Here is a 21012-nt window from a genome sequence, read left to right as displayed (position 1 = left end):
CGCCTGTTCGTCGTCCGTCGTCCGGTACTGCTTCTCGGCTCCGAGGCTAACGCCGTCTTCGGGCATCCCGTCGCCGAGGGGGTGCACAAGCGTTTACCCTGGGGGTGAACAGACGTGCACCCCCTCGTTTCCTTGCCGCCGAGCACCGTACGGAGACACATGTCCGCGGACATACCGGTCCCAGCCGCCCCCGCGACCCCCGACGTCCGGCCCCCGCACCCCCGCTTCGCCGTCGGCGTGCTGGCCTTCTGCGGGGTCGTCGTCGCGGTCATGCAGACGATCGTTGTTCCGCTGCTCCCGCACATCCCCGAGCTGACCGGCGCCACGCCGACCGCCGCGAGCTGGCTGGTCACCGTCACCCTCCTCACCGGCGCGGTCTTCACCCCGGTTCTCGGCCGGGTCGGTGACATGTACGGCAAGCGCCGGGTGCTGGTGGCCTCGCTCTGGGTGCTGGTCGTGGGCTCCGTGCTGTGCGCGGTCAGCTCCCACATCGGGGTACTGATCACCGGCCGCGCCCTGCAGGGCGCCGCGATCGCCGTCGTGCCGCTGGGCATCAGCATCCTGCGCGACGAACTGCCGCCCGAGCGGGTCCTGTCCGCCGTCGCGCTCATGAGCTCGACGCTCGGGATCGGCGCTGCGATCGGCCTGCCGGTCGCGGCGCTCGTGGTGGAGAACTTCGACTGGCACACGATGTTCTGGGTCTCCGGCGTGATCGGTCTCATCGACATCGTGCTGGTGCTGCGCTGCGTACCGGAATCCCCGCTGCGCAGCCGCGGCCGTTTCGACGCGGTCGGCGCGCTGGGCCTGACCGCCGCCCTCGTCTGCCTGCTGCTCGCCGTCACCCAGGGCGCCGACTGGGGCTGGGGCTCGACGCGGACGGTCGGCCTGCTCGTGACGGCCGTGGTGGTGGCGCTGTTCTGGGGCGCGTACGAGCTCCGTGTGCCGACGCCCATGGTCGACCTGCGGGTCTCGGCGCGTCCGGCCGTCCTGCTCACCAACATCGCCGCGCTGCTGATCGGCTTCGCGTTCTACGCGAACTCGCTGGTCACCGCCCAGATGGTGCAGGAGCCGAAGGCCACCGGTTACGGGCTCGGCGCCTCGCTCGTCGTCAGCGGCCTGTGCCTGCTGCCGGGCGGAGTGGCGATGGTGGCCCTGTCGCCCGTCTCGGCCCGGATATCCGCCAAGCACGGACCGAAGGTCAGCCTCGCGCTCGCCGCCGGGATCATCGCCGTCGGCTACGGGGTGCGGTACTTCACCAGCCACAGCCTGTGGCTGATCATCGCGGGCGCCACCGTGGTCGCCTCGGGCACGGCCATCGCGTACTCCGCCCTCCCCGCCCTCGTGATGCGCGGGGTCCCGGTCAGTGAGACCGGCGCGGCCAACGGTCTGAACACCCTGATGAGGTCGATCGGACAGGCCTTCTGCAGCGCGACCGTCGCCGCCGTCCTGGCAGGCATCACCTTCCGGGCGGGCGGCAGGACAGCACCGACGCTCCACGCGTACCAGCTGGTCTTCGTCATCGCGGCGGGCGCGGCACTCGCGGCCCTGACCGTCACGCTGTTCCTGCCGGGCCGGAAGCCGGCCCGGACGGGTACGGTCGAGGAGAGCCGCAAGGCACCGGGCACCCGCAAGGAGGGTGTGCGGACCACGGAATTCCAGGAGGGCGCATGACCGGCGGCCAGGCCACCGCGACGGCCCCCGTCCCCGCGGAGACGGGCAGTGGCCGGGACGCGATCCTGCGCGCCGCGCGACGGGCGTTCACCCAGCGCCCGTACGCCGAGGTGACGATCCGGCAGATCGCTGCGGATGCCGGCGTGAGCCCGTCCCTCGTGGTCAAGCACTTCGGCCGCAAGGAGGAACTCTTCAACACCGTCGCCGACTTCGGCCCGGCGGCCGCGGAGCTCTTCGACGCCCCGCTGGACGTGCTGGGACGCCACATGGTCGTCACGCTGGTGACCCACCGCCGCGCACTCAAGTCCGACCCTCTCCTGCGCGTCGTGTTCTCCCTCGGCAACCAGGACGAACGCTCCCTGCTGCGCGACCGCTTCCACGAACAGGTCACCGACGCCCTGACCGCCCGGCTCCCCGGCCACGACCGCGCCCTGCGCGCCGAACTCCTGGCCGGCCACCTCCTGGGCCTCGGCGCGACGCTCGGCCTCCACCGCGAGGGCGCGGGCGCCCACGCCACCGCGGAACGCATCGCCGACCTCTACGCGCCTGCGCTCCAGAAGCTGATCACGGGCTGAACGCGGGCTGAACAAAGGCGCGGCGCGGTATGGTCTGGGCCAACCGACGAGGGGGGCCTCACATGTCTGTTCGCATCCGCATCCGCATGTCCACCGCCGCACTGGCCATGACAGCCGCCCTGGTGGGCGCCCTGGCCGGCTGCACCGAGGCGAGCACGTCACAGGGCCCCGGGGGCGATGTCCCGTACGTGGCACCCTCGGCGAACGCGTCGGCGGTGAACAAGGAGATCGAGCGGGACGAGGCCGACGCGGAGGCCGCGGAGGCGGAGAAGGCGTACGCCGAGCAGCAGGCGGCGGCCGACGGGGCCGCGAAAAGGCCCGCGGACGTACGCGACTCCTTCGCCGGCCTCCAGGCCACGTACCAGGACGGCTGCACACCCGGAGACGGCAACTGCGCCTACTTCCTCGGCCGGGTCAACGACGAACTGGCCCGCCTGGACCGGTCGATGAACGCCGACAACAACGGGCCGAACCACTTCAAGGTGCCGATGGGCTGGATCAGCGCACTGCGCACCACGCTGGCCGGCGACACCTCCACGGCCAACCTGGAGAAGCACCGCAAGCAGCTGATCGGCACGCGCGACCGCGTCAACGTCTGGATGCAGGGCCACCCGGAGGACTACCGCTGACCGACCGGCCCGCGGCCCCGCCCCGCGCGGGGCGGGCAGCCGGTCACCGCTCGAACGACGCCAGCACCGTCAGCACCTCCGCGATCCGTTCACGCGCCCCGGCCTCCGTGATCACTCCATCGGCGCCGACCAGCTGCCGGTCCACCGCGACCCGCACACAGGCCGGCTCGACGACCACCGCACCTGTGTAACCGAGCACGGTCCGCAGCGTGGCCTCCGCCCCCTGACCGCGACCGGGCGCCGCCGCGCTCACGTAGGCCACCGGCTTGTCGCAGATCTCGGTCCCGCCGACTGTCCAGTCCAGCAGGTTCTTGAACGCCCCCGGCAAGGTCCCGGCGTACTCCGGTGTACAGACCAGCAGCGCGTCGGCCGCGTCGATCGCCGCGCGCAGAGCGGCCACCGGCTCCGGCAGCGGCTCGGCGTCGTCGTCGGGGTTGAAGTGCGGGAGGGCCGCCAGACCCTCGTACAACACGGTCCGAACACCCTCGGGCGCCACGGCCTGCGCGGTACGCAGCACGGTCTCGTTGGAGGAGCCCACCCGCAGGCTGCCGGACAGGAGAAGGATCACGCGTGGTGTCGACATGTCCGGCCAACCCCGGGGACCCGGTCCTCATTCCCCGGGGCGCGGGCCGGTTCGAGGTGCGGCCCGGAGAGGTGAGCCCCCGGAGACGTGAGCCCCCGGCACCTACTTCCGCTTCGGCCCCAGCTCCAGCTCCGCGACCACCTGGTCGCCGCTCAGCTCGCCGGTCGGACGGAAGCCGAGCCTGCGGTAGAACTCCTCGGGGCCGTGCGCGCCGGGCACGTAGGTCACGGTCGTCCGGGTCTTCCCCCGGCGTCGCAGCTCGTCGTTGACGGCATCGACGGCGAACCGCCCGTATCCGTTGCCCTGTTGTGCGGCAGCGATGTTCAGCCGCCAGAGTCCGGAACGGAACGCGTCATCGGGCTTCTCGGGGGCGAACTGCACGTCGAGGAAGGCCATGACGAAGCCCACGAGCGTCTCGCCGTCGGCGATCAGCCGCGGCCACGCGATCTCCGGGGTGGCATAGGCCTGGGCCAGCGACCAGGCGACGGGCTTCACGAGTCCGTCCTGGTCGGGCCGGACGGCGAGCGCGCAGGCTGCTTCGACGTTGTCGGATGTGACCGGCACGAGCCGGAGCGATGAGGACATCCCCGCAACCTACATTCAGGCCCGGAGCCGTACCCGGAGTGAGTGACCTCCGACGGGTCCGCACCGGGACGGACCGTGTTGTGCCACGCGCACGACCGCGCCAGGATCGGCGGTGCCGTACGGCCGGCCGTGCCCGGCCCGCCACCGCACCGAACTCGCCCTGGAGGCCGGACCGTTCATGAGTGACTTCAGTATCCACAGCGGACAGGCGCACCACGCCTGGGACCGGACGATCGCCCCCGTCGCCACGCTCGCCCCCGGCGACGAGGCGGTCCTGGAGTTCCAGGACGCGAGCGGCGGGCAGCTGGGGAGGGCCTCGGCCGCCGCGGACCTGACCACGCTCGACTTCGGCACGCTCAACCCCGTCACCGGACCGCTGCACGTGGCCGGCGCCGAGCCGGGTGACGCGCTGGTCGTCGACATCCTCGACGTACAGGTGGGGGAGTGGGGCTGGACCGCCTGCCTGCCCGGCTTCGGGCTGCTCGCCGACGACTTCCCCGATCCGCACCTGCGGATCTCCGCCATCGGCGACGGCCACGCGGAACTCCTGCCGGGCCTGCGGATCCCCGTCGTACCGATGATCGGAACGATCGGCGTCGCCCCGCCGGAGCCCGGACCGCACTCGGTCATCCCGCCCCGCCGCTGGGGCGGCAACATGGACATCCGCCACATCGGCCCCGGCGCCCGGCTGATCCTGCCCGTCGGCGTGGCGGGCGCCCTGCTCTCGGCGGGCGACGCGCACGCCGCGATGGGCGACGGCGAGGTCTGCGGTACGGGGATCGAGACCCGGGCGACGGTGCGGCTGCGCGTGGACGTCCGCAAGGGCGCGGCGCCCCGCACCCCCGTGATCGAGACCGACCCGGTGAGCGCCCGCGCCGGCGCGGCCCTGGCGACGACGGGCATCGGCCCGGACCTGATGGAGGCGGCCAAGGACGCCGTCCGCGCGCTGATCGACGAGATCACGGCCCGCACGGGCCTCGCGCCGCAGGACGCGTACCTGCTGGCGAGCGTGGCGGCGGACCTGAAGATCTCCGAAGTGGTGGACGCGCCGAACTGGGTGGTCACGGCCCATGTGGAGCGGGCACTGCTGGCCGGCGGGTAGACGCGGACGGGACGGCGTGCGGGCGTTCACCCCACCCGCCGTCCCGCAGACGCCCGGTCAGCCGGTCGCGTTGCGCCAGACGGTCAGGTCGATCGTCATGTACTCACTGGGCGAGTCCTCGGGGGAGTGGCCCTGGTACGTCAGGAGCGCCAGGTGCCCCGTGCCCGTGGTGACGCAGACCTGCCGCCCCTTGGAGAGCTTGTCCACATAGATGTTGGTGGTGAACCGGGTCTCCGAACGGCAGGTCGCCAACGACCCCTCCTGTCCCGGGTCGAGCAGGGCGAGGCGCCCGCCGTCTCCCTCGGCGTCGAGGTATCCGCCGGTGTCGTAGGACAGTTCGTACCCGCCGTCCTCGCCGTCCTGGGGGCGGATGTCCTCGTCCCCGAACGTCAGGTGGTATCCGGCGGTGAGGTTGATGCCGGGGAAGTCAGCGGGCTCGGGGTCCGGCTTGGCGGAAGGCTTCGGATCGGTCGAGGCGTCCCCGCTTCCCTCCTCCGTTGCCGACGGCGAACCCCCCTGCTGCGGAGTGCTGTTGTCCTTGGGTGACTCGCTGCCCTGCGACTTCTTCCCGTCGTCCTTGATGAGGAAGTACGCCGTTCCGCCGCCCGCGATGCCGACGACGAGCGCGACGGCGATGACGATGGCGGCGACCCGGCCGCCGCGGCGCTTCGCGGGCTGGGGAGCCGCCGGTCCCTGGGGCGGGAGATGCCCGGGGTACGTCTGCGCCTGCGTCGGGTACCCGGTGGGGTACTGGCCCGGGGCGTGCGCCTGCGGGACAGGGCCCGGCTGGTAGGGCTGCGCGGGCTGGGTGGGAGCGGTGTGTGCCTGCCCCTGAACCGGATACGGGGTCTGCGGGGCCTGCGGCGACTGGCCGGGCGGCGGAGTGACCGGCGGACCGTACCCCGGGGGAGGGGTGCTCGGCGCCACCGGAGTGGTGGGCGAGTAGGCGACGGCCGGGGCGGCGGCCGGCGGCGGCGGGGTCTGGGCGGGGGCGGGCGCGGCCGCCCGTACGGTGATGTCGGCGGCCACCGGGCTCGGCAGCCAGTCCTCGGGGCGCCGCAGCACCGTTTCCGCGTTCGCGGTCTGGCAGAGCGCGATGACCTCGGCGACGGAAGGCCTGGCCTCCGGGTCCTTGGCCAGGCAACGGCCGACGAGCTCCATCAGCCGCTCCGGGACACCGGTGAGGTCCGGCTCCTCGTGGACGATCCGGTAGAGCACCCCGTGCGAGGTCCCCTCGCCGAAGGCCGGCGACCCCGTGGCCGCGTACGCCGCGACCTGGCCGAGCGCGAAGATGTCGGTGGCCGGAGTGACCCGGCGCCCCGCGGCCTGCTCCGGAGCCATGAACGACGGGGTGCCGATGGTGACGCCGCTGCCGGTGAGCGAGGTCGCGTCGGCCGCGTACGCGATACCGAAGTCGATGACGCGCGGCCCGTCCGCGGCGAGGAGCACGTTCGACGGCTTGAGGTCGCGGTGCACGATGCCCGCGCCGTGAATGACGTGCAGCGCCTCCGCCATCCCGGCGATCAGCAGCAGTACGGCCTCGACCGGCAGCGCCCCGTGCGCGACGACCGCGTCGGCGAGCGAGGGCCCCGGCACGTACGCGGTGGCGAGCCACGGCTGCGCACCATTGGTGTCGGCGTCGATGACGGGCGCGGTGAACAGCCCCTGCACACGCTGCGCGGACTGCACCTCCTGCGCGAACCGCCGCCGGAATTCGGGGTCTTCGCCGAACTCGGGCCGGATCACCTTGATGGCGACGGGCCGCCCGCCGGGCGTGTACGACAGGTACACCTTGCCCATGCCGCCCGCACCGAGTTTGGCGGCGAGACGGTATCCGGCGATGGTGGCCGGGTCGTCGCCCGCGAGTGGCTGGAAGACCGGGGAGGCGCTGCCCCGGTGTGGCTGCTGACCGCTCATGAACTCGTAACTCCCCCGAAGAACGCTGTTGTCGACAGGGCACCTTACCCAAGTCCAGACGTCCTGCCGCCGCTCACGAGGGCTGTTCCCGGTTCCGTACGGCTGTGTCGTACGGATGACCCCTCGGCCGTGCTGCGGGTGATTGGTGCAGATCGATGCGGAGAACGCGAACCGCACGCCCGTGGCTTCCTCCGACAGCTCCCACAGCCGCTGCCCGGTCCCGGCGCCGGCCGCCTCTGCGGGCAGCTCCACCCGCGTGGGTGCGCCGCGCAGTTCCGCCATGCCGTCCGGTCCGATGAACTCGCCGCCCCGCGCACCCGGGTCGGTCGCCGCGTACAACTGCGGAAGGGCGCCCCGGTCCGGGCGCTGGACGCCGCCTCGGGAGGGCAGCGCGAGCCCTCCTGATCTCAGGGCGCCCTGAGGGGATCGCGGGAGCGCCTCCCCACGCGGAAGCGACGATTCCCGTTGCACGGCGGGAACGGCTGTTTGATCATGACCCGACGGCCGCCGACGCAGCGGCGGCCGGTCAACGGACGAAAGGCCCTCCGTGCGCAAGCTCGTGTACTACATCGCCTCCAGCCTCGACGGCTTCATCGCCGGGCCGGACGGTGCGGACCCCACAGGACCGGACGGATTCTGGCCGGTCCCGGAGGACTACATCGGGCACATGATCGCCGAGTACCCGGAGACCCTGCCGGGACCGGCCCGGGCCGCGCTCTCGATCACGGCGGAGGGCACGCACTTCGACACCGTCCTCGAAGGCCGGCGGTCCTACGGGATCGGCCTCGACGCCGGCCTCACCGACGCCTACCCGCACCTGCGTCACCTCGTGTTCTCCCGCACGCTGGGCGACAGCCCCGACCCCGCCGTGGAGATCGTCGCCACCGATCCGGTCGCGCGGGTGAGGGAGCTGAAGCAGGAGGAGGGCAAGGACATCTGGCTGGTCGGCGGCGGCGAGCTGGCCGGTTCCCTGTACTCGGAGATCGACACACTGATCGTGAAGCTCAGCCCGATGACCATCGGCGCGGGCATCCCGCTCTTCTCCCACAAGGCCACGTTCGACCCGACCGCCTGGACGCTGACGGATCACACCGTCCTCGGCAGCGGGGCGGCGTTCCTCACGTACGAGCGCGCCACGGCCACCAGCACCGTCACCGACTGACCGGCCGGTCCGCTCCGCCGATCCCGTCGAGGGACCCGGAGATCAGGGCGTGCGGCACCCCGGGCTGTTCCAGATGCAGATCGTGCCCGGTCCCGGGGATGCTGACGGCCGGAGTGGGGGTGTGTGGCGGCGGTCCCCTGCGGGTGACCGGACCTCTCTGCCTGCGGACGCACACCCGTACCCCCGTACACGCCAACCCCCGTACCCCCGTTCACACCCGCACGCCGACCGGCCGAGGCGATGGCCCCTGCCGGTCGGCGCTGCGCGCTATGGCGTGGCAGTGTCCGCGCCACGGCGCCGAGTCAGGCCGCCGCGCACGTGGCGCCGCTGAGGGTGAACGCGGTCGGTGCCGCGTTCGTGCCGCTCTGGCCGCCGGTGAAGCCGACGGTGACCGAGCCGTTCGCGGCGATCGTGGAGGTGTACGACGCGGGGGCGACGCTCACCGAACCGCCGGTCTGCGTGGGGGTTCCGCCCCACATGTTGGTGACGGTCTGGCCGTTGGCGAAGGCGAAGCCCAGCGTCCAGCCGTCGATGGTGGTGGTTCCGGTGTTGCGGATGGTGATCTCACCCTGGAAGCCGCCCGACCACGTGTTGACGACGCGGTAGCCGACCGAGCAGCCGACGCCCGGCGTGGTGCCGCCCTCGTCCGTGGTGACGCTCACCGTCGCCGAGCGTGCCGAACGGTTCCCGGCGGCGTCGCGGGCGTACACGGCGAACGTGTACGCGGTGTCGGCGGTGAGACCGGTGACGGAGACGCTGTTGGCGGCCGAGGCGGCGACGGTCGTCTCCGAGCCGCCGTTGACGCGGACGACGTCGTAACCGGCCACGGCAACGTTGTCGGAGGCCGCGGTCCAGGTCAGCGAGGCGGAGGTGGCGGTCACCGCGGAGGCGGTCGGGGTGCCGGGTGCGGTCGGGGCCTCGGTGTCCTGCGAGGTGCCGCCGCCGTAGACGGTGGCCTCGCGGGAGGTCTGGGCGATGCCGTTGGCGCCGTGGAAGATGCGCTCACCCCACGAACTGAGCTGCGTCGGGTCGAAGCCGATCGTCAGGTCCAGGATCGGGTCGGTGTTGCCGCTCCAGGACCATGCGATGTAGCCGAGCTTCAGCTCCTCGGCGGTGGCCATCATGGTGTCCTCGTCCGGGTCGCCGTACTGGTCGGCCGGACCACCGAACTCGCCGATGAGCAGGGGCAGTCCGGCGTCCACGAAGGCGTGGAGGTAGTCGGTGACCTTCTGGGCGGTGTTGTAGACGCTGTACATGTGGATCGAGAAGATCAGGTTGCCGGTGGAGTCGGCGTCGTAGACGGCCTGGGCGTTGTCCCGCATGACGCCCTGCCAGTCCTGGCCCCAGTTGGGCGCGTCCACCATGATCGTGTGCGCGAATCCGGCGCTCCGCAGCTTCTGGATCGCGGCGGTCGTGGGCGCGGTCCAGCCGGCCGGGTCGGTGTTGCCCCAGGGCTCGTTGCCGATGTTGATGACGACGTAGTCCTCCTGGCCGGCGAGGACGTCCTTCAGGCTGATCCAGTAGTCGGCGGCGTGGTCGAGCGTGCCGGCGGCTGAGTCCTCCCCGTATCCCGTGGTGTCGTGCACCTCGAGTACGCAGATGAGCCGGTTGGCCCTGCACTGGGCGATGACGGCGGCCACGTCGGCGGGGCTGTTCTTGCTCCAGCGGAAGCCGTCGGAGAGAACGACGCGGACGGTGTTGGCGCCCGTCGCCTTGATGTCGGCCAGCGACTGGGTCTCGCCGGGGTACCAGGTGTGGGCGTGGTTGACCCCGCGCATGACGAAGTCGTTGCCGTTGCCCTCGACCAGGCGGCCGTCGCTGATGTGCAGCCCGGTCGCGGCGGCGCCGGCCGCCTGTGCCGGGGCGAGGCCGCCGAGGGCGAGGAGCCCGAGGACGGTGGCCAGGACGGTCAGGAGGACGGTGACGGGACTCTTGTGCCTTGCGCTTCTCGCTGTGCTCCGTGCTGTTCTCACTGCGGCTCCAGGGGGTGGACGGATCAGGAACTGGGCATCGACAGACGTTCCTTGGCTGCGTGGGAGCGCTCCCACATTTGCGCGCTCCCATGAAGCCATTCAGTCAGGGGCACGTCAAGACATCGGACAGGGTCCGATGCGGGGGAGCCGGATCGGACCCTGTCCGCCATGAAGAGCTACCGGAACCAATGGCCGACAAGCGCGGGGGCCTCCGCCTGGGCCGAGACCTGGTGCGCGATGCCTGCCCGCTTGCCTGCTTGCCTGCCTGCTTGCCAGCTTGTCTGCTGAGTGCGGATGGGCTCAGGGGGCGGCGTGCGGCCCGTCCCGGCCGCACGCCGCCCCGGGTTCAGGGAACGAGGACCAGCCGCCCCCGCAGTAAGCAGTCCGATGCCCACGCCGCCTACGCCGCCTACCTCGCCGAGTGCCCCGCGCGGCACCTGCTGGACCGGATCAGCAACAAGTGGGTCAGCCTGATCGTCAACGCGCTCGCCGACGGACCGCAGCGCTACACCGATCTGTCCCGGACCCTCGTGAGCGTCAGCCAGAAGATGCTCACCCAGAGCCTTCGCGCCCTCGAACGGGACGGCCTCGTCACCCGCACCGTCACCCCGTCGGTACCGGTGCGCGTCGACTACGCGCTGACACCCCTCGGCAAGAGCCTGGTCCCGGTGATGCAGACGATCAAGGCATGGGCTGAACAGAACATGGACGAGGTCCTGGCGGCGCGGGCGGGCTACGACGCGACGCCCTGACCACCGAACGGGCTTCGCCTAAGGGCTGTCCCGCAGTTCGGGACCCCACCACGGCTCGGGCCGCTCGGAGCGGGACATGGGGAGCCGCCGCAGCTTCACCGGCCCGGGATCAGGTGTGGCGCTCCACGGGCCCGTCATCTCCTCGCCGTTCAGGTAGCGGTGGAGCCATTCGGCGAAGCTCATGGGGTACTCGGTCCAGATCCGGTTCTCGTCCTCGACCAGGAGCCGGGGAGTGGTGGATCCGGCGTCGAGGAAGAGTGTGTCGTCGTCGGCCCTCGCCAGCGGCCAGAGCCCGTCGGCGGTGCCGAAGCCCAGCGTCCTCGGTGCGACCAGCGGCTGGGGGTCCTCGTCGGCTTCGAGGTGGAGCTGCTCCCAGGGGATCTCGGACCAGCTGCGGACCGTCTCCTGGATCCACTCCCCGAGGTTCCATCGGCCGGTCGCCGGATGGGGCAGGTAGAGGTCGTCGTTGAGCTCGATCGGCGCGTACGCATCGACGAGGAACCGGTAGTCGGAAGGCAGCCGGACCCCGAGCTCCGCATGGAGCCGGTCCCAGGCGCCCGGGTCCGCATAGTGGTTCTCCGCCGGGCCGAGCATGGCCAGGACGGCCGTCAGGTGATCGGACACGGGGCTCCCAGTACGGCAGGCAGACGCGAAGAGATGGGCAGAGTCGCGATTCTTCCCGGTTCGGCCATGGCCCGCTCGCCCCGGCCCACTTGGCGGGCGGGCGGCGACGGCATGGTGGTCGCCAGGGACGTCCGGTAGAGCTGCTGAACGTGATCGGGTGGTGTCGGAGTCGCTGCGAGGTACGAGCAGGACGCCGGGCTGACCGACCAGGCATTCCGAAACCGTCTCGACGAAACCCGGTCGACCGCTCGGGCGGAGTTGCCTACGCTGCACCGGGTGATCCCTGCCCTGCGCGTCCGCCGGCTCTTCCACACGCTGGAGGAGTACCAGGGTGTGGACGTCTTCCCCGCCGTCGTCGATCCGTGGCTCGACGAGCACGCCGATGCCGTCCGGGAGGCCCTCGCGCCGTTGGCCACCTTCGGCGGGTGGGCACGGACCACGTACGAGTTCGGCGATCCCCTGGAGACGGCGTACGCGCTGAGCCGCGTCAGCGACGCACTGATCTACGACTCCCAGCCGCTGCTGCCGGCGGGTTCCGAGGCCCCCTGGGCGCACGACCTCCACGAGCCGGAGCGGTGGCCGCATGTCCCCCTTGACCAGTACCTGGCTGTCTTCGCCCGGCTCGGCATGAACCCGATTGGTGACGTCGCGTTCGAACCGTTCTTCCACGAGGTCGTCCATGTCGCACAGACCGAGCACCCGGGGGCGCCGGCCGAGATCACCGGGACGGTCTGGCCGGGCCTGATGTTCGGGGAGATGCTGTTCAGCCGCACCGGTGTGACGGTGCGTGCCGGCGCCCAGCACCTGGTCGCGGGTATCGCGGACCTGTCGCCGCTCCACGACGTATTCATGCGCCGTTACCGGGAGACCTCTGACGGGTCGTTGGGCTGGGGCAGCAACTCGCAGTGGAGAACCGACTTCCGCCGCGATTACGTCACCGACGCCGCCTTCCACTTCGCCGTCGACGAGGAGCCCGACTCGGACCTGGACATCCTCGGCGAGCCGAGGGGATTGACTCCGGCCGAGCGATCGGATCTGGTGCGGCACCGTTGCCTGACCCGTCCCCTCCAGGATCCGGATGCCTGGCAAGACGCCTGCCCGGGTGGGCGGCTCACGGTCCGACGGACCTGATCAGCTCGGCGGTCAGGCCCCGTCGTGCGGACGTCACGTGTTCACGTTCAGCGGTTCCGCCGACAGCGGTGGAACCTGGCGGGGTGCCTCGGACGTGCCGGGGAGGGAAGCGGAATCCTGCGTGAAGTCACCCGGAATCGATCACCGGAATTCCGACGTGGATCTCGGCTCGGCATCATGGCGTGAGCGAAGCCGGACCGACTGGTCCGCGGCTGCTACCGTCACGCCGCATTGTCCCCAAGGTTAAGGACTCACGTCGGTGATCAACCAACTGTCGCGATATACCCGGCATATGGCCATGCTGGTCATACTCGGTGTCCTGATGATTCTGCTTTCCCAGATGGGTCCGTCGTCGTCCGGCTTCCTCCTGACGGGAATCGTCACCGCCTTGGTCGGGGTAGGCCTCATCGTCCTCACGGTCGTGGGCGGACGTCGGCAGCGCCGATAGGCGACACCCGTCGCCATGGGCTGCTGGTGCCGCCTCGTGCGGTGGGGGACTTGCGCGGCACGACGGACGAGGCAGCGGTGGCGGTGTCGGCTCATGCCATCATGCCGCCATGACGCCATGGATTGTGGTGATAGCCGTAGCCCTCATGGTCGTGCTGATTGCACTGATCCGTAGGGGCGTCCTGTACCGGTGGCCGCTGTACCTGCGTGTGCGCATCGAGATTTCGAGGCGCCGCCGCGGCAATGGCAAGCCGGGGGCCCCTGGAACGGGCGGGATCACGTCCGACTTCACGGCTGGGCTCTGACGGAGTCGTTCGATCGCGAGTCGGCGGAAGCAGGTCATGACGCGGGCCAGGTCATGACGCGGGCCAGGGCCATCACGCGGGCCAGCTCGTCACCATGGGGTTTGCCCCGCTTGGGGACATCTCTTCAGTCGGGGCCACGGCCGTGGCCCCGACTGGATTCCGGGGTTGCAGTTGCCGTTGCGGCAGCTTCTACCGTCCTGACCAGGGCCGGAAAGACCGGCCCGGTGACGCGTTCGTGAGGGAGCGGCTATGGAGTGGCCGATCGCGGAAGTCGCCCGGATGTCGGGTGTGACCGCCCGGACCCTGCGGCACTACGACGAGATCGGCGTGCTCTCGCCGGCCCGGATCGGCGCAGGTGGCTACCGCTACTACGGCGAGTACGAGCTCCTGCGGCTGCAGCAGATCCTCGTACTGCGGGCGCTGGGCCTCGGGCTGCCCGAGATCGGCCGGATCCTGACCGAGCAGGTCGACGAGGTGGAAGCCCTGCGCGGTCACCACCGGCGACTGCTCGCCGAACGGGACCGCCTCGACGCCTTGACCGGAACCGTCTCCCGCACGATCGCCGAACTGGAGCAGTCCAGAAAGGACGGCCAACCCATGACCATCAACCGACCGGAGAACCTGTTCGAGGGCGTGCAGCCCTCCCAGTACGAAGAGAACATGCGCGACTTCCCCGGACTCGCCGAGGAGGTCGGCCGGCGGGCCGCCACGATGACGCAGGGCGACGCCGATGCCGGACACCGCGAGCGCACGGCGCAGATGATCCGTCTCGCCGAGCTGATGGGCGCCGGCCACCAGGCCGACGCCGACCCCGTACAGGCCGAGATCGACGCCCAGTACAGGGCGCTGACTGAGCTGCGCGCCGTCTCCACCGAGGAGTACCGCGCGATCGGGCGCGCCTGCGTGGACAACGACGTCTGGCGCGCCGCGTACGAGGCCATCGCCCCCGGCCTGGCCGCCTTCCAGCGGGACGCCATCGAGGCGTACACCGCATCCAGGCTCGGCTGAGCCGGAGCCGGAGCCGGAGCCGGAGCCGGAGCCGGAGCCGGAGCCGGAGTGGGGCTGCCGCCGCGGACGGACCCGCGGCGGCAGCCTCGTCCGCATCGCGCCGGAGGCACCCGCCGGGTGGGCCGTCGGAGGAGCCCACCCGGCAGGGCCACCTGACTGGGCTTGACGTTGCCCCTGGGGGAAAGGTTTACGTTCGTCACACCATGAGGATCAGTGAAGTCGCGCGGAGCGCGGATGTGACGACGAAGACCGTTCGCTACTACGAGTCGTTGGGGCTGATAGCCCCGGCCCGGCTCGCCAACGGCTACCGGGACTACTCCGAACACGACGCCCGCCTGGTGCGCGAAGCCCGGGAGCTGAACCGCCTGGGGATTCCGGTCGAGCGAACGCGCCCCTTCCTCGATTGCCTGACCAAGGGCCGGGATCACGCGGACGACTGCCCGTCCTCCCTGGCCGGTTACCGCGACGCCATCGACGATCTGACCCTGCGGATCGAGGAACTCACCGCCCGCCGGTCCGTACTGGCCCGGCATCTGCACGAGGCCGCCCATCGCAACAGCCGCGCCGACGGAACCGGCGTCGAAGGGAACGCCGTGAACGCTGCGAGTCACCTCACCGATCTTCCGGCGGACCTCCCCGTCCCCGAGGACGACGGAGCGGCCGCGCACCTTCCCGGCCGGGCGGTTCCGGAGATCGAGCTGCCCGACACCGCAGGGGGCACCGTCTCGCTGCACGCGCTGGGGGAGGGCCGGTCGATCGTCTACTGCTACCCGCTCACCGGACGACCTGACACAGATCTTCCCGAAGGCTGGAACAACATCCCCGGAGCCCGAGGCTGCACCAGCGAGGCATGCGACTTCCGTGACCATCACACCGTCCTCGAGGCCGCCGGCGCGAGCCACGTGTTCGGCCTGTCCAGCCAGGGCACCGCCTACCAGAAGGAGGTCGTGGACCGGCTGCGACTGCCGTTCCCGATGCTCTCCGACGCGGACTTCCGCCTGTCCGCCGTGCTCGGACTGCCCACGTTCGAAGCCGGCGGAGTGCCCCTCTACAAGCGCATCACCCTCGTCATTCGTGACGGCGTGATCGAGCACGTCTTCTATCCGGTCTTCCCGCCGAACACGCACGCCCACCAGGTACGCGGATGGCTCCGGGACAACCCGGCGACGTAACCGGGTACAGGCTTGACGATGCCCCGGAGCGACCGACAACACGGCCTCCAGGGAGCGGATGAGCCGCCCCGGACCGGCCGGACAGCCGGACGCCGAGCGGCTCCTGAGGTGTCGTACGGCGACGTTAGGGTGTGGATCATGCCGGACGACTCCCCTCTCATACAGAGCCTGCGTACCGCGGTCGCCGCCGCGCCCGCCGACGTACCCCTGCGGCTCCACCTGGCCGAGCTCCTGCTGGATGCGGACCGCTCCGACGAGGCCGTCGCCGAGGCGGCCGTGGCCCTTCAGCACGCGCCGGGCGACGCCCAGGCCCGCGCCCTGATGGCCCGGGCGATGGGCGCGCCGGCACTGTCCCCCGCACCGCCACCGTCCCCGCCCCCGTCCCCGGAGCAACCCCCGCGGCCGCGCACCGGGTTCGACTGGAAGGCGGCCGAGGACCAGGTCGGGGACGCCGTGCCGCCGCGGTTCGCCGAGACGCCGGTCCGCGCGGACGGGCAGGACGACTCCGGGGACGCCGACGCGTGGGACGTGGAGGGGCCCGGCACCGTACGGCTGGCCGACGTCGGCGGCATGCAGGACGTGAAGGACCGCATGGACGCCGCCTTCCTCGCCCCGCTGCGCAACCCCGAGCTGCGCAAGCTGTACGGCAAGAGTCTTCGCGGTGGGCTGTTGCTGTACGGCCCGCCCGGCTGCGGCAAGACGTTCATCGCGCGGGCGGTGGCCGGTGAACTCGGTGCCGCGTTCCTGTCGGTGTCCGTGAACGACGTGCTCGACATGTGGATCGGCAATTCCGAGCGCAACATGCACGAGGTCTTCGAGACAGCTCGCCGGCAGGCGCCCTGTGTGGTCTTCCTGGACGAGCTGGACGCCCTCGGCGCCAAGCGCAGCCGCACCGCGCACGGCGGCATGCGCAATGTGGTCAACCAGCTGCTCACCGAGTTGGACGGCATCGACTCGGCGGCGAACGAGGGCGTGTTCGTGCTGGCCGCCACCAACGTGCCCTGGGACGTGGACAACGCTCTGCGCCGTCCCGGCCGCCTGGACAGGACGATCCTCGTCCTCCCGCCCGACGGACCCGCCCGGGAGGCGATCCTCCGCTACCACCTGCGGGACCGGCCCATCGAGAACGTCGACCTGGGCAAGCTGGTCAAGATCACCGACGGTCTGTCCGGCGCGGACCTGGCCCATGTCTGCGAGGCGGCGGCCGAGCGGGCACTGCTGGACTCGGTGCGCACCGGAACCGTACGGATGATCAACATGAAGGACCTGCTGGCCGCCGCGAACGAAGTCGCACCGTCCGCCGAACCATGGTTCGCCTCAGCGCGCAACGTGGCGATGTTCGCCAACGAGGGCGGCATGTACGACGACCTGGTGGCGTACCTGAAGAAGAGGCGCAAGCTGTGACCACGACCCTGCACCCCGCCGTGGAGCGGGCCGACCTGCTCATCGATCTCAAGCGGTACGAGGAGGCAAGGGAGCTGCTGGCCCGGCGGCTCGCGGAGGCCCCCGACGACATCCGGGCCTGGGTCGAACTCGCCCGGAGCCATGTCGAGGACAAGGAGGACGGCGCGAAGGCGCTGGAGGCGACCGAGCAGGCTCTCGCCCTGAACGCCGAGGACATCGGGGCGCTCCTCATGCATGCCCGCGCCCTGCGCGTGGGGGGCCGCTTTCCGGAGACGGAGGGCGTGCTGCGCGAGGTGATCCGCCTGGCCCCCGACTACTGGTTCGGCTACGCACGGCTCGCCGACTGGCTGTGGCGCATCAGGGCGATCCGGTCCGGACAGGGCACCGGCGAGATCCAGCGCGACGCCCTTCAGGCCGCCCTGCGGGAGGCCGACCTCATCGCCCAGGAGGCCATCCGGCTGGGCCCCGAGGAGGTATACGCCTACGAGGTGGCGTGGCTGATCGCCGACATGTCGGCCGACCGGAGCGTCGCCGACCGGATGGACGAGGCCATCCTCCGGCTCGACCCGCAGCACGAACTCGCCCTGGCCCGGCGGACGAAGAAGGCGGCGACCGCCCCCGGCGTCAAGGCGAAGGAGGCCGCCACCCTCTACGCCGACGCGCTGGCCTCCGCCCCCGGCTCCGCGCCGATGCAGCAGGGCCTGGACGTGGCCTCGTACCGCCTGCTGCGCGGCGTCCGCTGGCTGGCCCTGCTCTGTCTCGCCCTCGCCGCCGCGGGCATCGACCTGTTCGCGACGGACGGGGAGACCCAGCGGGAGCTGCCGCTGGTCCTTGGCCAGCGGCTGTGGGATCTCGTCCCCATGGCAGCCGTCTGGGCCCTGGGCGCCCTGCTGCGGTACCGCCGCCTGCGCGCCGGAATCCGGGTCAACCTGCACTCCCTCATCCGCCGTTTCGCCTGGTCCCGTGTCGTCCTGGCGCAAGCCGCGTGGGCCATGCTCTGTGCGCTGCTGATCACCCAGCTCCCCTGGACGGAACGCACGGTTCCGCTGGTGCTCTTCTGGGCCGGCCTGGTGCCGTCGGTGGCGACGATGTGGTTCGACCGACCGAAGACCCGCTGAGCCGGGACGAAGAGGGGGAGTTGGAGTGAAAGCGACAGTGGCCGGGACCTGCGTCATCCTCGATATCGGCGGCGTACTGGAGCTCACACCGGAAACGGGGTGGGCGCAAAAGTGGGAAGCACGGCTGGAGTTGCCGCCGGGCACGGTGCGCGAGCGGATGCGCGACGTCTGGCAGGCCGGGAGCCTCGGGAGCATCGGCGAAAGCGAGGTGCACGAGCAACTGGCAGCCCGCTTGCGGCTCGACGCGCCCCAGGCCGAAGCCTTCATGGCTGACCTCTGGACGGAATACCTGGGCACGCCCAACGAGGAGCTCATCGCCTATGTGCGAGGGCTCCGGGGAAAGTGCAGGCTGGGCATCCTGAGCAACAGCTTCGTCGGTGCCCGGGAGCGGGAGTCGGCGGCGTACCACTTCGACGAACTGGTCGAGCAGATCGTCTACTCGCACGAGATCGGCATCGAGAAGCCGGACCCACGGGCCTTCGAGGCCGCGTGCGCCGCGCTGGAGGTGGAACCCGAGAGCTGCCTCTTCATAGACGACATCGGAGCCAACGTGGAGGCAGCCCGGGCGGCGGGCATGCAGGCGCACCTGTTCGAGGACAATGCCCGAACCATCGCGCGCATCGCGGCACATGTGGACGCGGGGCCGCGCATTGCAGGGCATGCTCCGGCCGGATGAGGCGGGGCGACGCGAAGCTGGTCGGACCGAACTCCCTTCCTCCGGAATGGCGGGCCTTACGCGCACGAGGAGAGGCACCCTCGGGTCCGGGCCGGATGACCGAGCTGTGCGTTCCAACCGAGGGGGAACCATGACTGACCGCGACTGGTACGACGACAGCGAGCACGACGACGCAGTCCAGCGAGCCGAGCGCGCAACGCGGTTCGGCTGGGCGACCATCGCCGGCGCGGTGGGAGCGCTCGGCTGCGCGCTGGTCGCCTTGGCCGTTGTCGGCGTGGCCGCGGTGGTCGCGTGCTTGTACGTCGTGATGGCGGCGGACCACTAGGGTCACGCCCGGTCCGCCCGACCCGCGCGAGGAGCTCGCCGCCCTCGGCATTGCCCTCGCGGCATGGCCACTCGGTCGCGCGCTCCGGGCGAGGCGTGGCCGGCTTCGGCGGCCTGCTCGGCTCGGTCGCGCTCATTCCCTTCACCGGCCCGGTCAGCCTTCTGCTCCTGCCGGTCGGCCTGTTCGCACTGCGTGGCTGCCCGAGGTGCTGGGCCATCGGCCTGATGCAGACCGTCCTCGCGGGGCCGCCTGCGGCAGACCTGCGAGGACGGTCAGTGCAAGCTGACCGTCGCGGACCGGGCCCGGGCGGAGCGTCCGGCCGAAGCGGTCTCGCCTTGACGGAGCGGTGGGATCGGACACCGCGTACGGGACTCAGCGATGAGCGAGGTCAGGACGGTCCGCTCCAGCCGAGCCCTGGTCGGCCCCAGTCAGTAATGCCACCTGTTCGCGCCGGCTTCGTAGCCGCACGTGATCTTTCGTCCGGCCGCGTCGGTCGTCGTCGCGCCGACGTCGGCCTTCCGGCAGAACTGTCCGGCGTGGTAGCAGTTGCCCGCGTTGGATCGGATACTGCAGAGCTGTGCAGTGGTGGAGCTGCCGCCCGTCGACGTACTCCCGTCCGAGCCGGAACTGCCGCCGCCGGACGAGGACGATCCGCCGCTACTGGACGTGGCACCGGACGAGGGGCGCGGCGGATGCGCACACGACTCGTTCACCCCCACGATCTTGAAGGCGAGCTTGGTTGCCGTGCGGTACGTGCCGGCCGAAGGACTCTGCGAGCACACCTTCCAGTTGGAGGTGCGCACCACGGAACGCCTCAGCTCGCTCGCGTCGACGTACGACACGGACTTGACGTGGTGTCCGCGAGCGTCTGTTACGGCCTTCCGGAGGTTCCACCCGGTGTAGTTGCTCACCGTCTCCATGACGACGGGCGGCTTCGAGGGGATCGCGGAAGGGGATTTCGAAGCCGTGGCGGAGGGGGAGGCCGAAGCCGTCGCGGAAGGTGAAGTCGATGTGCTCGCCGAAGCGGAAGCCGAAGCGGAGGTGGAAGTGGAAGCCGAGGCCGAAGCCGTGTCCTCGTCCCCGCCGGAGCACCCTGAGATGGTGACGGAGAGGGCCACGAGCCCGACCGCCAGAGCTCCGTAAGCCCGGCTCGCCCTGCTCCTGCTCCTCACGCCCCGGGCACCGTTGGATATCGAAGACCTCGGCGCACCCCGAAGAGACATATGACCCCCATAGTTCTTGATCACTGCCGCCGACCCGCGCATGCGTGCGACGCCGTGGATGGGTGCCGGCCCCTGAAGGTGTGACCCGTCCAGAGCGCCAGAACGGTGAGAGCTTAGGACTTTTGTGATGATCCTGTGCAGGCAATCTCGATATTCCGTGAAGACGCTCCGGCTTCTCCGGCGCCCCGGCATCAACCGGCTCAACTCTCGCCGAATGGCATGCTCACGCCACTAGGGTCGCCGGATGGGACTTTTCAGCCGCCGCAAGGAAAGCAGCAACGGGACACACAGACTGCTGCTCATCAAAGACGGACACGTGCAGAACGTGCCGACCTCCCTGTACGGGATGGACCTTGTCCAAGAGGTGAGCCGCCTCCTGGGGTCCGAGCACATACGGTCGACCAAGCTCGGTGACGACCTGACCCTCTGGTACGCCGAGATCTCGCCCGGCCGGGCCCACCCGGGTGCGCCCAACCCCGCCGCGAGCCGACTCGCAGCCGAGCACTGTTCGCCGCCGGTCACCGGCCCCGCCGTGGTCACCGGCGAGATGCTGTACGGGGCTCCGTATCCGCTGGACGTGGACAAGGCAGCACAGCTCACGACCCGCCTGGCCGGCTAGCGGTCGGCGGC

Annotated in this window: 22 protein-coding genes; 16 read left to right on the top strand and 6 right to left on the bottom strand. The window is 70.9% G+C overall.

What is annotated here, in order from left to right:
- Window positions 1-159: 159 nt before the first annotated feature.
- The 3 genes from SH922_RS14395 (at window position 160) to SH922_RS14385 (ending at window position 2875) form a co-directional block, all read left to right on the top strand.
- Window positions 160-1671, top strand: a complete 1512-nt coding sequence (locus SH922_RS14395; protein ID WP_393058359.1) for an MFS transporter — start codon at window positions 160-162, stop codon at window positions 1669-1671.
- Window positions 1668-2246 (top strand): TetR family transcriptional regulator, encoded by a 579-nt coding sequence (locus SH922_RS14390; RefSeq protein WP_393058358.1) that lies wholly within the window; start codon window positions 1668-1670, stop codon window positions 2244-2246. Before SH922_RS14395 ends, SH922_RS14390 begins: the two co-directional genes overlap by 4 nt.
- A 62-nt stretch (window positions 2247-2308) precedes the next feature.
- A complete protein-coding gene (locus SH922_RS14385; protein ID WP_393058357.1) occupies window positions 2309-2875 on the top strand; it encodes a hypothetical protein in 567 nt (188 codons plus the stop codon).
- A 43-nt stretch (window positions 2876-2918) separates the two neighbouring features.
- Here the strand turns inward: SH922_RS14385 and SH922_RS14380 are convergent, their stop codons facing one another.
- Complete coding sequence (locus tag SH922_RS14380) at window positions 2919-3458, bottom strand: NADPH-dependent FMN reductase (protein ID WP_393058356.1); 540 nt, start codon at window positions 3456-3458, stop codon at window positions 2919-2921.
- A gap of 102 nt (window positions 3459-3560) precedes the next feature.
- Entirely contained in the window at window positions 3561-4043 is a 483-nt protein-coding gene (locus SH922_RS14375) for a GNAT family N-acetyltransferase (RefSeq protein WP_393058355.1), read from the bottom strand.
- 112 nt (window positions 4044-4155) lie between these two features.
- Here SH922_RS14375 and SH922_RS14370 point away from each other — a divergent pair, with 112 nt between their 5' ends.
- Window positions 4156-5145: an acetamidase/formamidase family protein gene (locus tag SH922_RS14370; RefSeq protein ID WP_393058354.1), complete on the top strand. Its 990-nt coding sequence runs from the start codon at window positions 4156-4158 to the stop codon at window positions 5143-5145.
- Between the two features lie 57 nt (window positions 5146-5202).
- Here SH922_RS14370 and SH922_RS14365 read toward each other — a convergent pair whose 3' ends face one another.
- Window positions 5203-7062: a protein kinase gene (locus SH922_RS14365; protein WP_393063565.1), complete on the bottom strand. Its 1860-nt coding sequence runs from the start codon at window positions 7060-7062 to the stop codon at window positions 5203-5205.
- Between the two features lie 547 nt (window positions 7063-7609).
- Here SH922_RS14365 and SH922_RS14360 point away from each other — a divergent pair.
- Window positions 7610-8224, top strand: a complete 615-nt coding sequence (locus SH922_RS14360; protein ID WP_393058353.1) for a dihydrofolate reductase family protein — start codon at window positions 7610-7612, stop codon at window positions 8222-8224.
- A gap of 302 nt (window positions 8225-8526) precedes the next feature.
- On the opposite strand, the gene SH922_RS14355 is transcribed toward SH922_RS14360, so the two are convergent.
- Window positions 8527-10197, bottom strand: coding sequence for a cellulase family glycosylhydrolase (locus SH922_RS14355; protein WP_393058352.1), 1671 nt, complete (start codon window positions 10195-10197; stop codon window positions 8527-8529).
- Between the two features lie 269 nt (window positions 10198-10466).
- Here SH922_RS14355 and SH922_RS14350 point away from each other — a divergent pair, with 269 nt between their 5' ends.
- Window positions 10467-10949, top strand: coding sequence for a winged helix-turn-helix transcriptional regulator (locus SH922_RS14350; protein ID WP_393058351.1), 483 nt, complete (start codon window positions 10467-10469; stop codon window positions 10947-10949).
- An 18-nt stretch (window positions 10950-10967) separates the two neighbouring features.
- Here the strand turns inward: SH922_RS14350 and SH922_RS14345 are convergent, their stop codons facing one another.
- Window positions 10968-11573, bottom strand: coding sequence for an SMI1/KNR4 family protein (locus SH922_RS14345; protein WP_393058350.1), 606 nt, complete (start codon window positions 11571-11573; stop codon window positions 10968-10970).
- A 276-nt stretch (window positions 11574-11849) separates the two neighbouring features.
- On the opposite strand from SH922_RS14345, the gene SH922_RS14340 reads away from it, so the two are divergent.
- From SH922_RS14340 to SH922_RS14305, 8 genes are all read left to right on the top strand, one after another.
- On the top strand, window positions 11850-12704 hold the full coding sequence (locus tag SH922_RS14340; RefSeq protein ID WP_393058349.1) for a hypothetical protein: 855 nt from the start codon (window positions 11850-11852) through the stop codon (window positions 12702-12704).
- Window positions 12705-12963: 259 nt separating this feature from the next.
- Window positions 12964-13152, top strand: a complete 189-nt coding sequence (locus SH922_RS14335; protein ID WP_393058348.1) for a hypothetical protein — start codon at window positions 12964-12966, stop codon at window positions 13150-13152.
- Window positions 13153-13705: 553 nt separating this feature from the next.
- Complete coding sequence (locus SH922_RS14330; protein WP_393058347.1) at window positions 13706-14464, top strand: MerR family transcriptional regulator; 759 nt, start codon at window positions 13706-13708, stop codon at window positions 14462-14464.
- Window positions 14465-14667: 203 nt separating this feature from the next.
- Window positions 14668-15636, top strand: a complete 969-nt coding sequence (locus tag SH922_RS14325; RefSeq protein ID WP_393058346.1) for a MerR family transcriptional regulator — start codon at window positions 14668-14670, stop codon at window positions 15634-15636.
- 138 nt (window positions 15637-15774) lie between these two features.
- Window positions 15775-17040 carry an ATP-binding protein gene (locus SH922_RS14320; protein ID WP_393058345.1) on the top strand — a complete coding sequence of 422 codons (1266 nt, stop codon included), beginning with the start codon at window positions 15775-15777 and terminating at the stop codon, window positions 17038-17040.
- A complete protein-coding gene (locus SH922_RS14315; RefSeq protein WP_393058344.1) occupies window positions 17037-18158 on the top strand; it encodes a tetratricopeptide repeat protein in 1122 nt (373 codons plus the stop codon). Before SH922_RS14320 ends, SH922_RS14315 begins: the two co-directional genes overlap by 4 nt.
- Window positions 18159-18195: 37 nt before the next feature.
- Window positions 18196-18834, top strand: a complete 639-nt coding sequence (locus tag SH922_RS14310; RefSeq protein ID WP_393063564.1) for an HAD family hydrolase — start codon at window positions 18196-18198, stop codon at window positions 18832-18834.
- A gap of 130 nt (window positions 18835-18964) precedes the next feature.
- Window positions 18965-19159: a hypothetical protein gene (locus SH922_RS14305; RefSeq protein ID WP_393058343.1), complete on the top strand. Its 195-nt coding sequence runs from the start codon at window positions 18965-18967 to the stop codon at window positions 19157-19159.
- Between the two features lie 428 nt (window positions 19160-19587).
- Here the strand turns inward: SH922_RS14305 and SH922_RS14300 are convergent, their stop codons facing one another.
- On the bottom strand, window positions 19588-20001 hold the full coding sequence (locus SH922_RS14300) for a hypothetical protein (RefSeq protein WP_393058342.1): 414 nt from the start codon (window positions 19999-20001) through the stop codon (window positions 19588-19590).
- A gap of 61 nt (window positions 20002-20062) precedes the next feature.
- Here SH922_RS14300 and SH922_RS14295 point away from each other — a divergent pair, with 61 nt between their 5' ends.
- Both SH922_RS14295 and SH922_RS14290 read left to right on the top strand, forming a co-directional pair.
- Window positions 20063-20302: a hypothetical protein gene (locus SH922_RS14295; RefSeq protein WP_393058341.1), complete on the top strand. Its 240-nt coding sequence runs from the start codon at window positions 20063-20065 to the stop codon at window positions 20300-20302.
- A 324-nt stretch (window positions 20303-20626) separates the two neighbouring features.
- A complete protein-coding gene (locus tag SH922_RS14290) occupies window positions 20627-21001 on the top strand; it encodes a hypothetical protein (RefSeq protein ID WP_393058340.1) in 375 nt (124 codons plus the stop codon).
- Window positions 21002-21012 lie beyond the last annotated feature (11 nt).

The organism is Streptomyces sp. LN549 (assembly GCF_043203805.1).
GTDB lineage: Bacteria > Actinomycetota > Actinomycetes > Streptomycetales > Streptomycetaceae > Streptomyces.
This window is presented reverse-complemented; position numbering and strand designations above follow the sequence as displayed.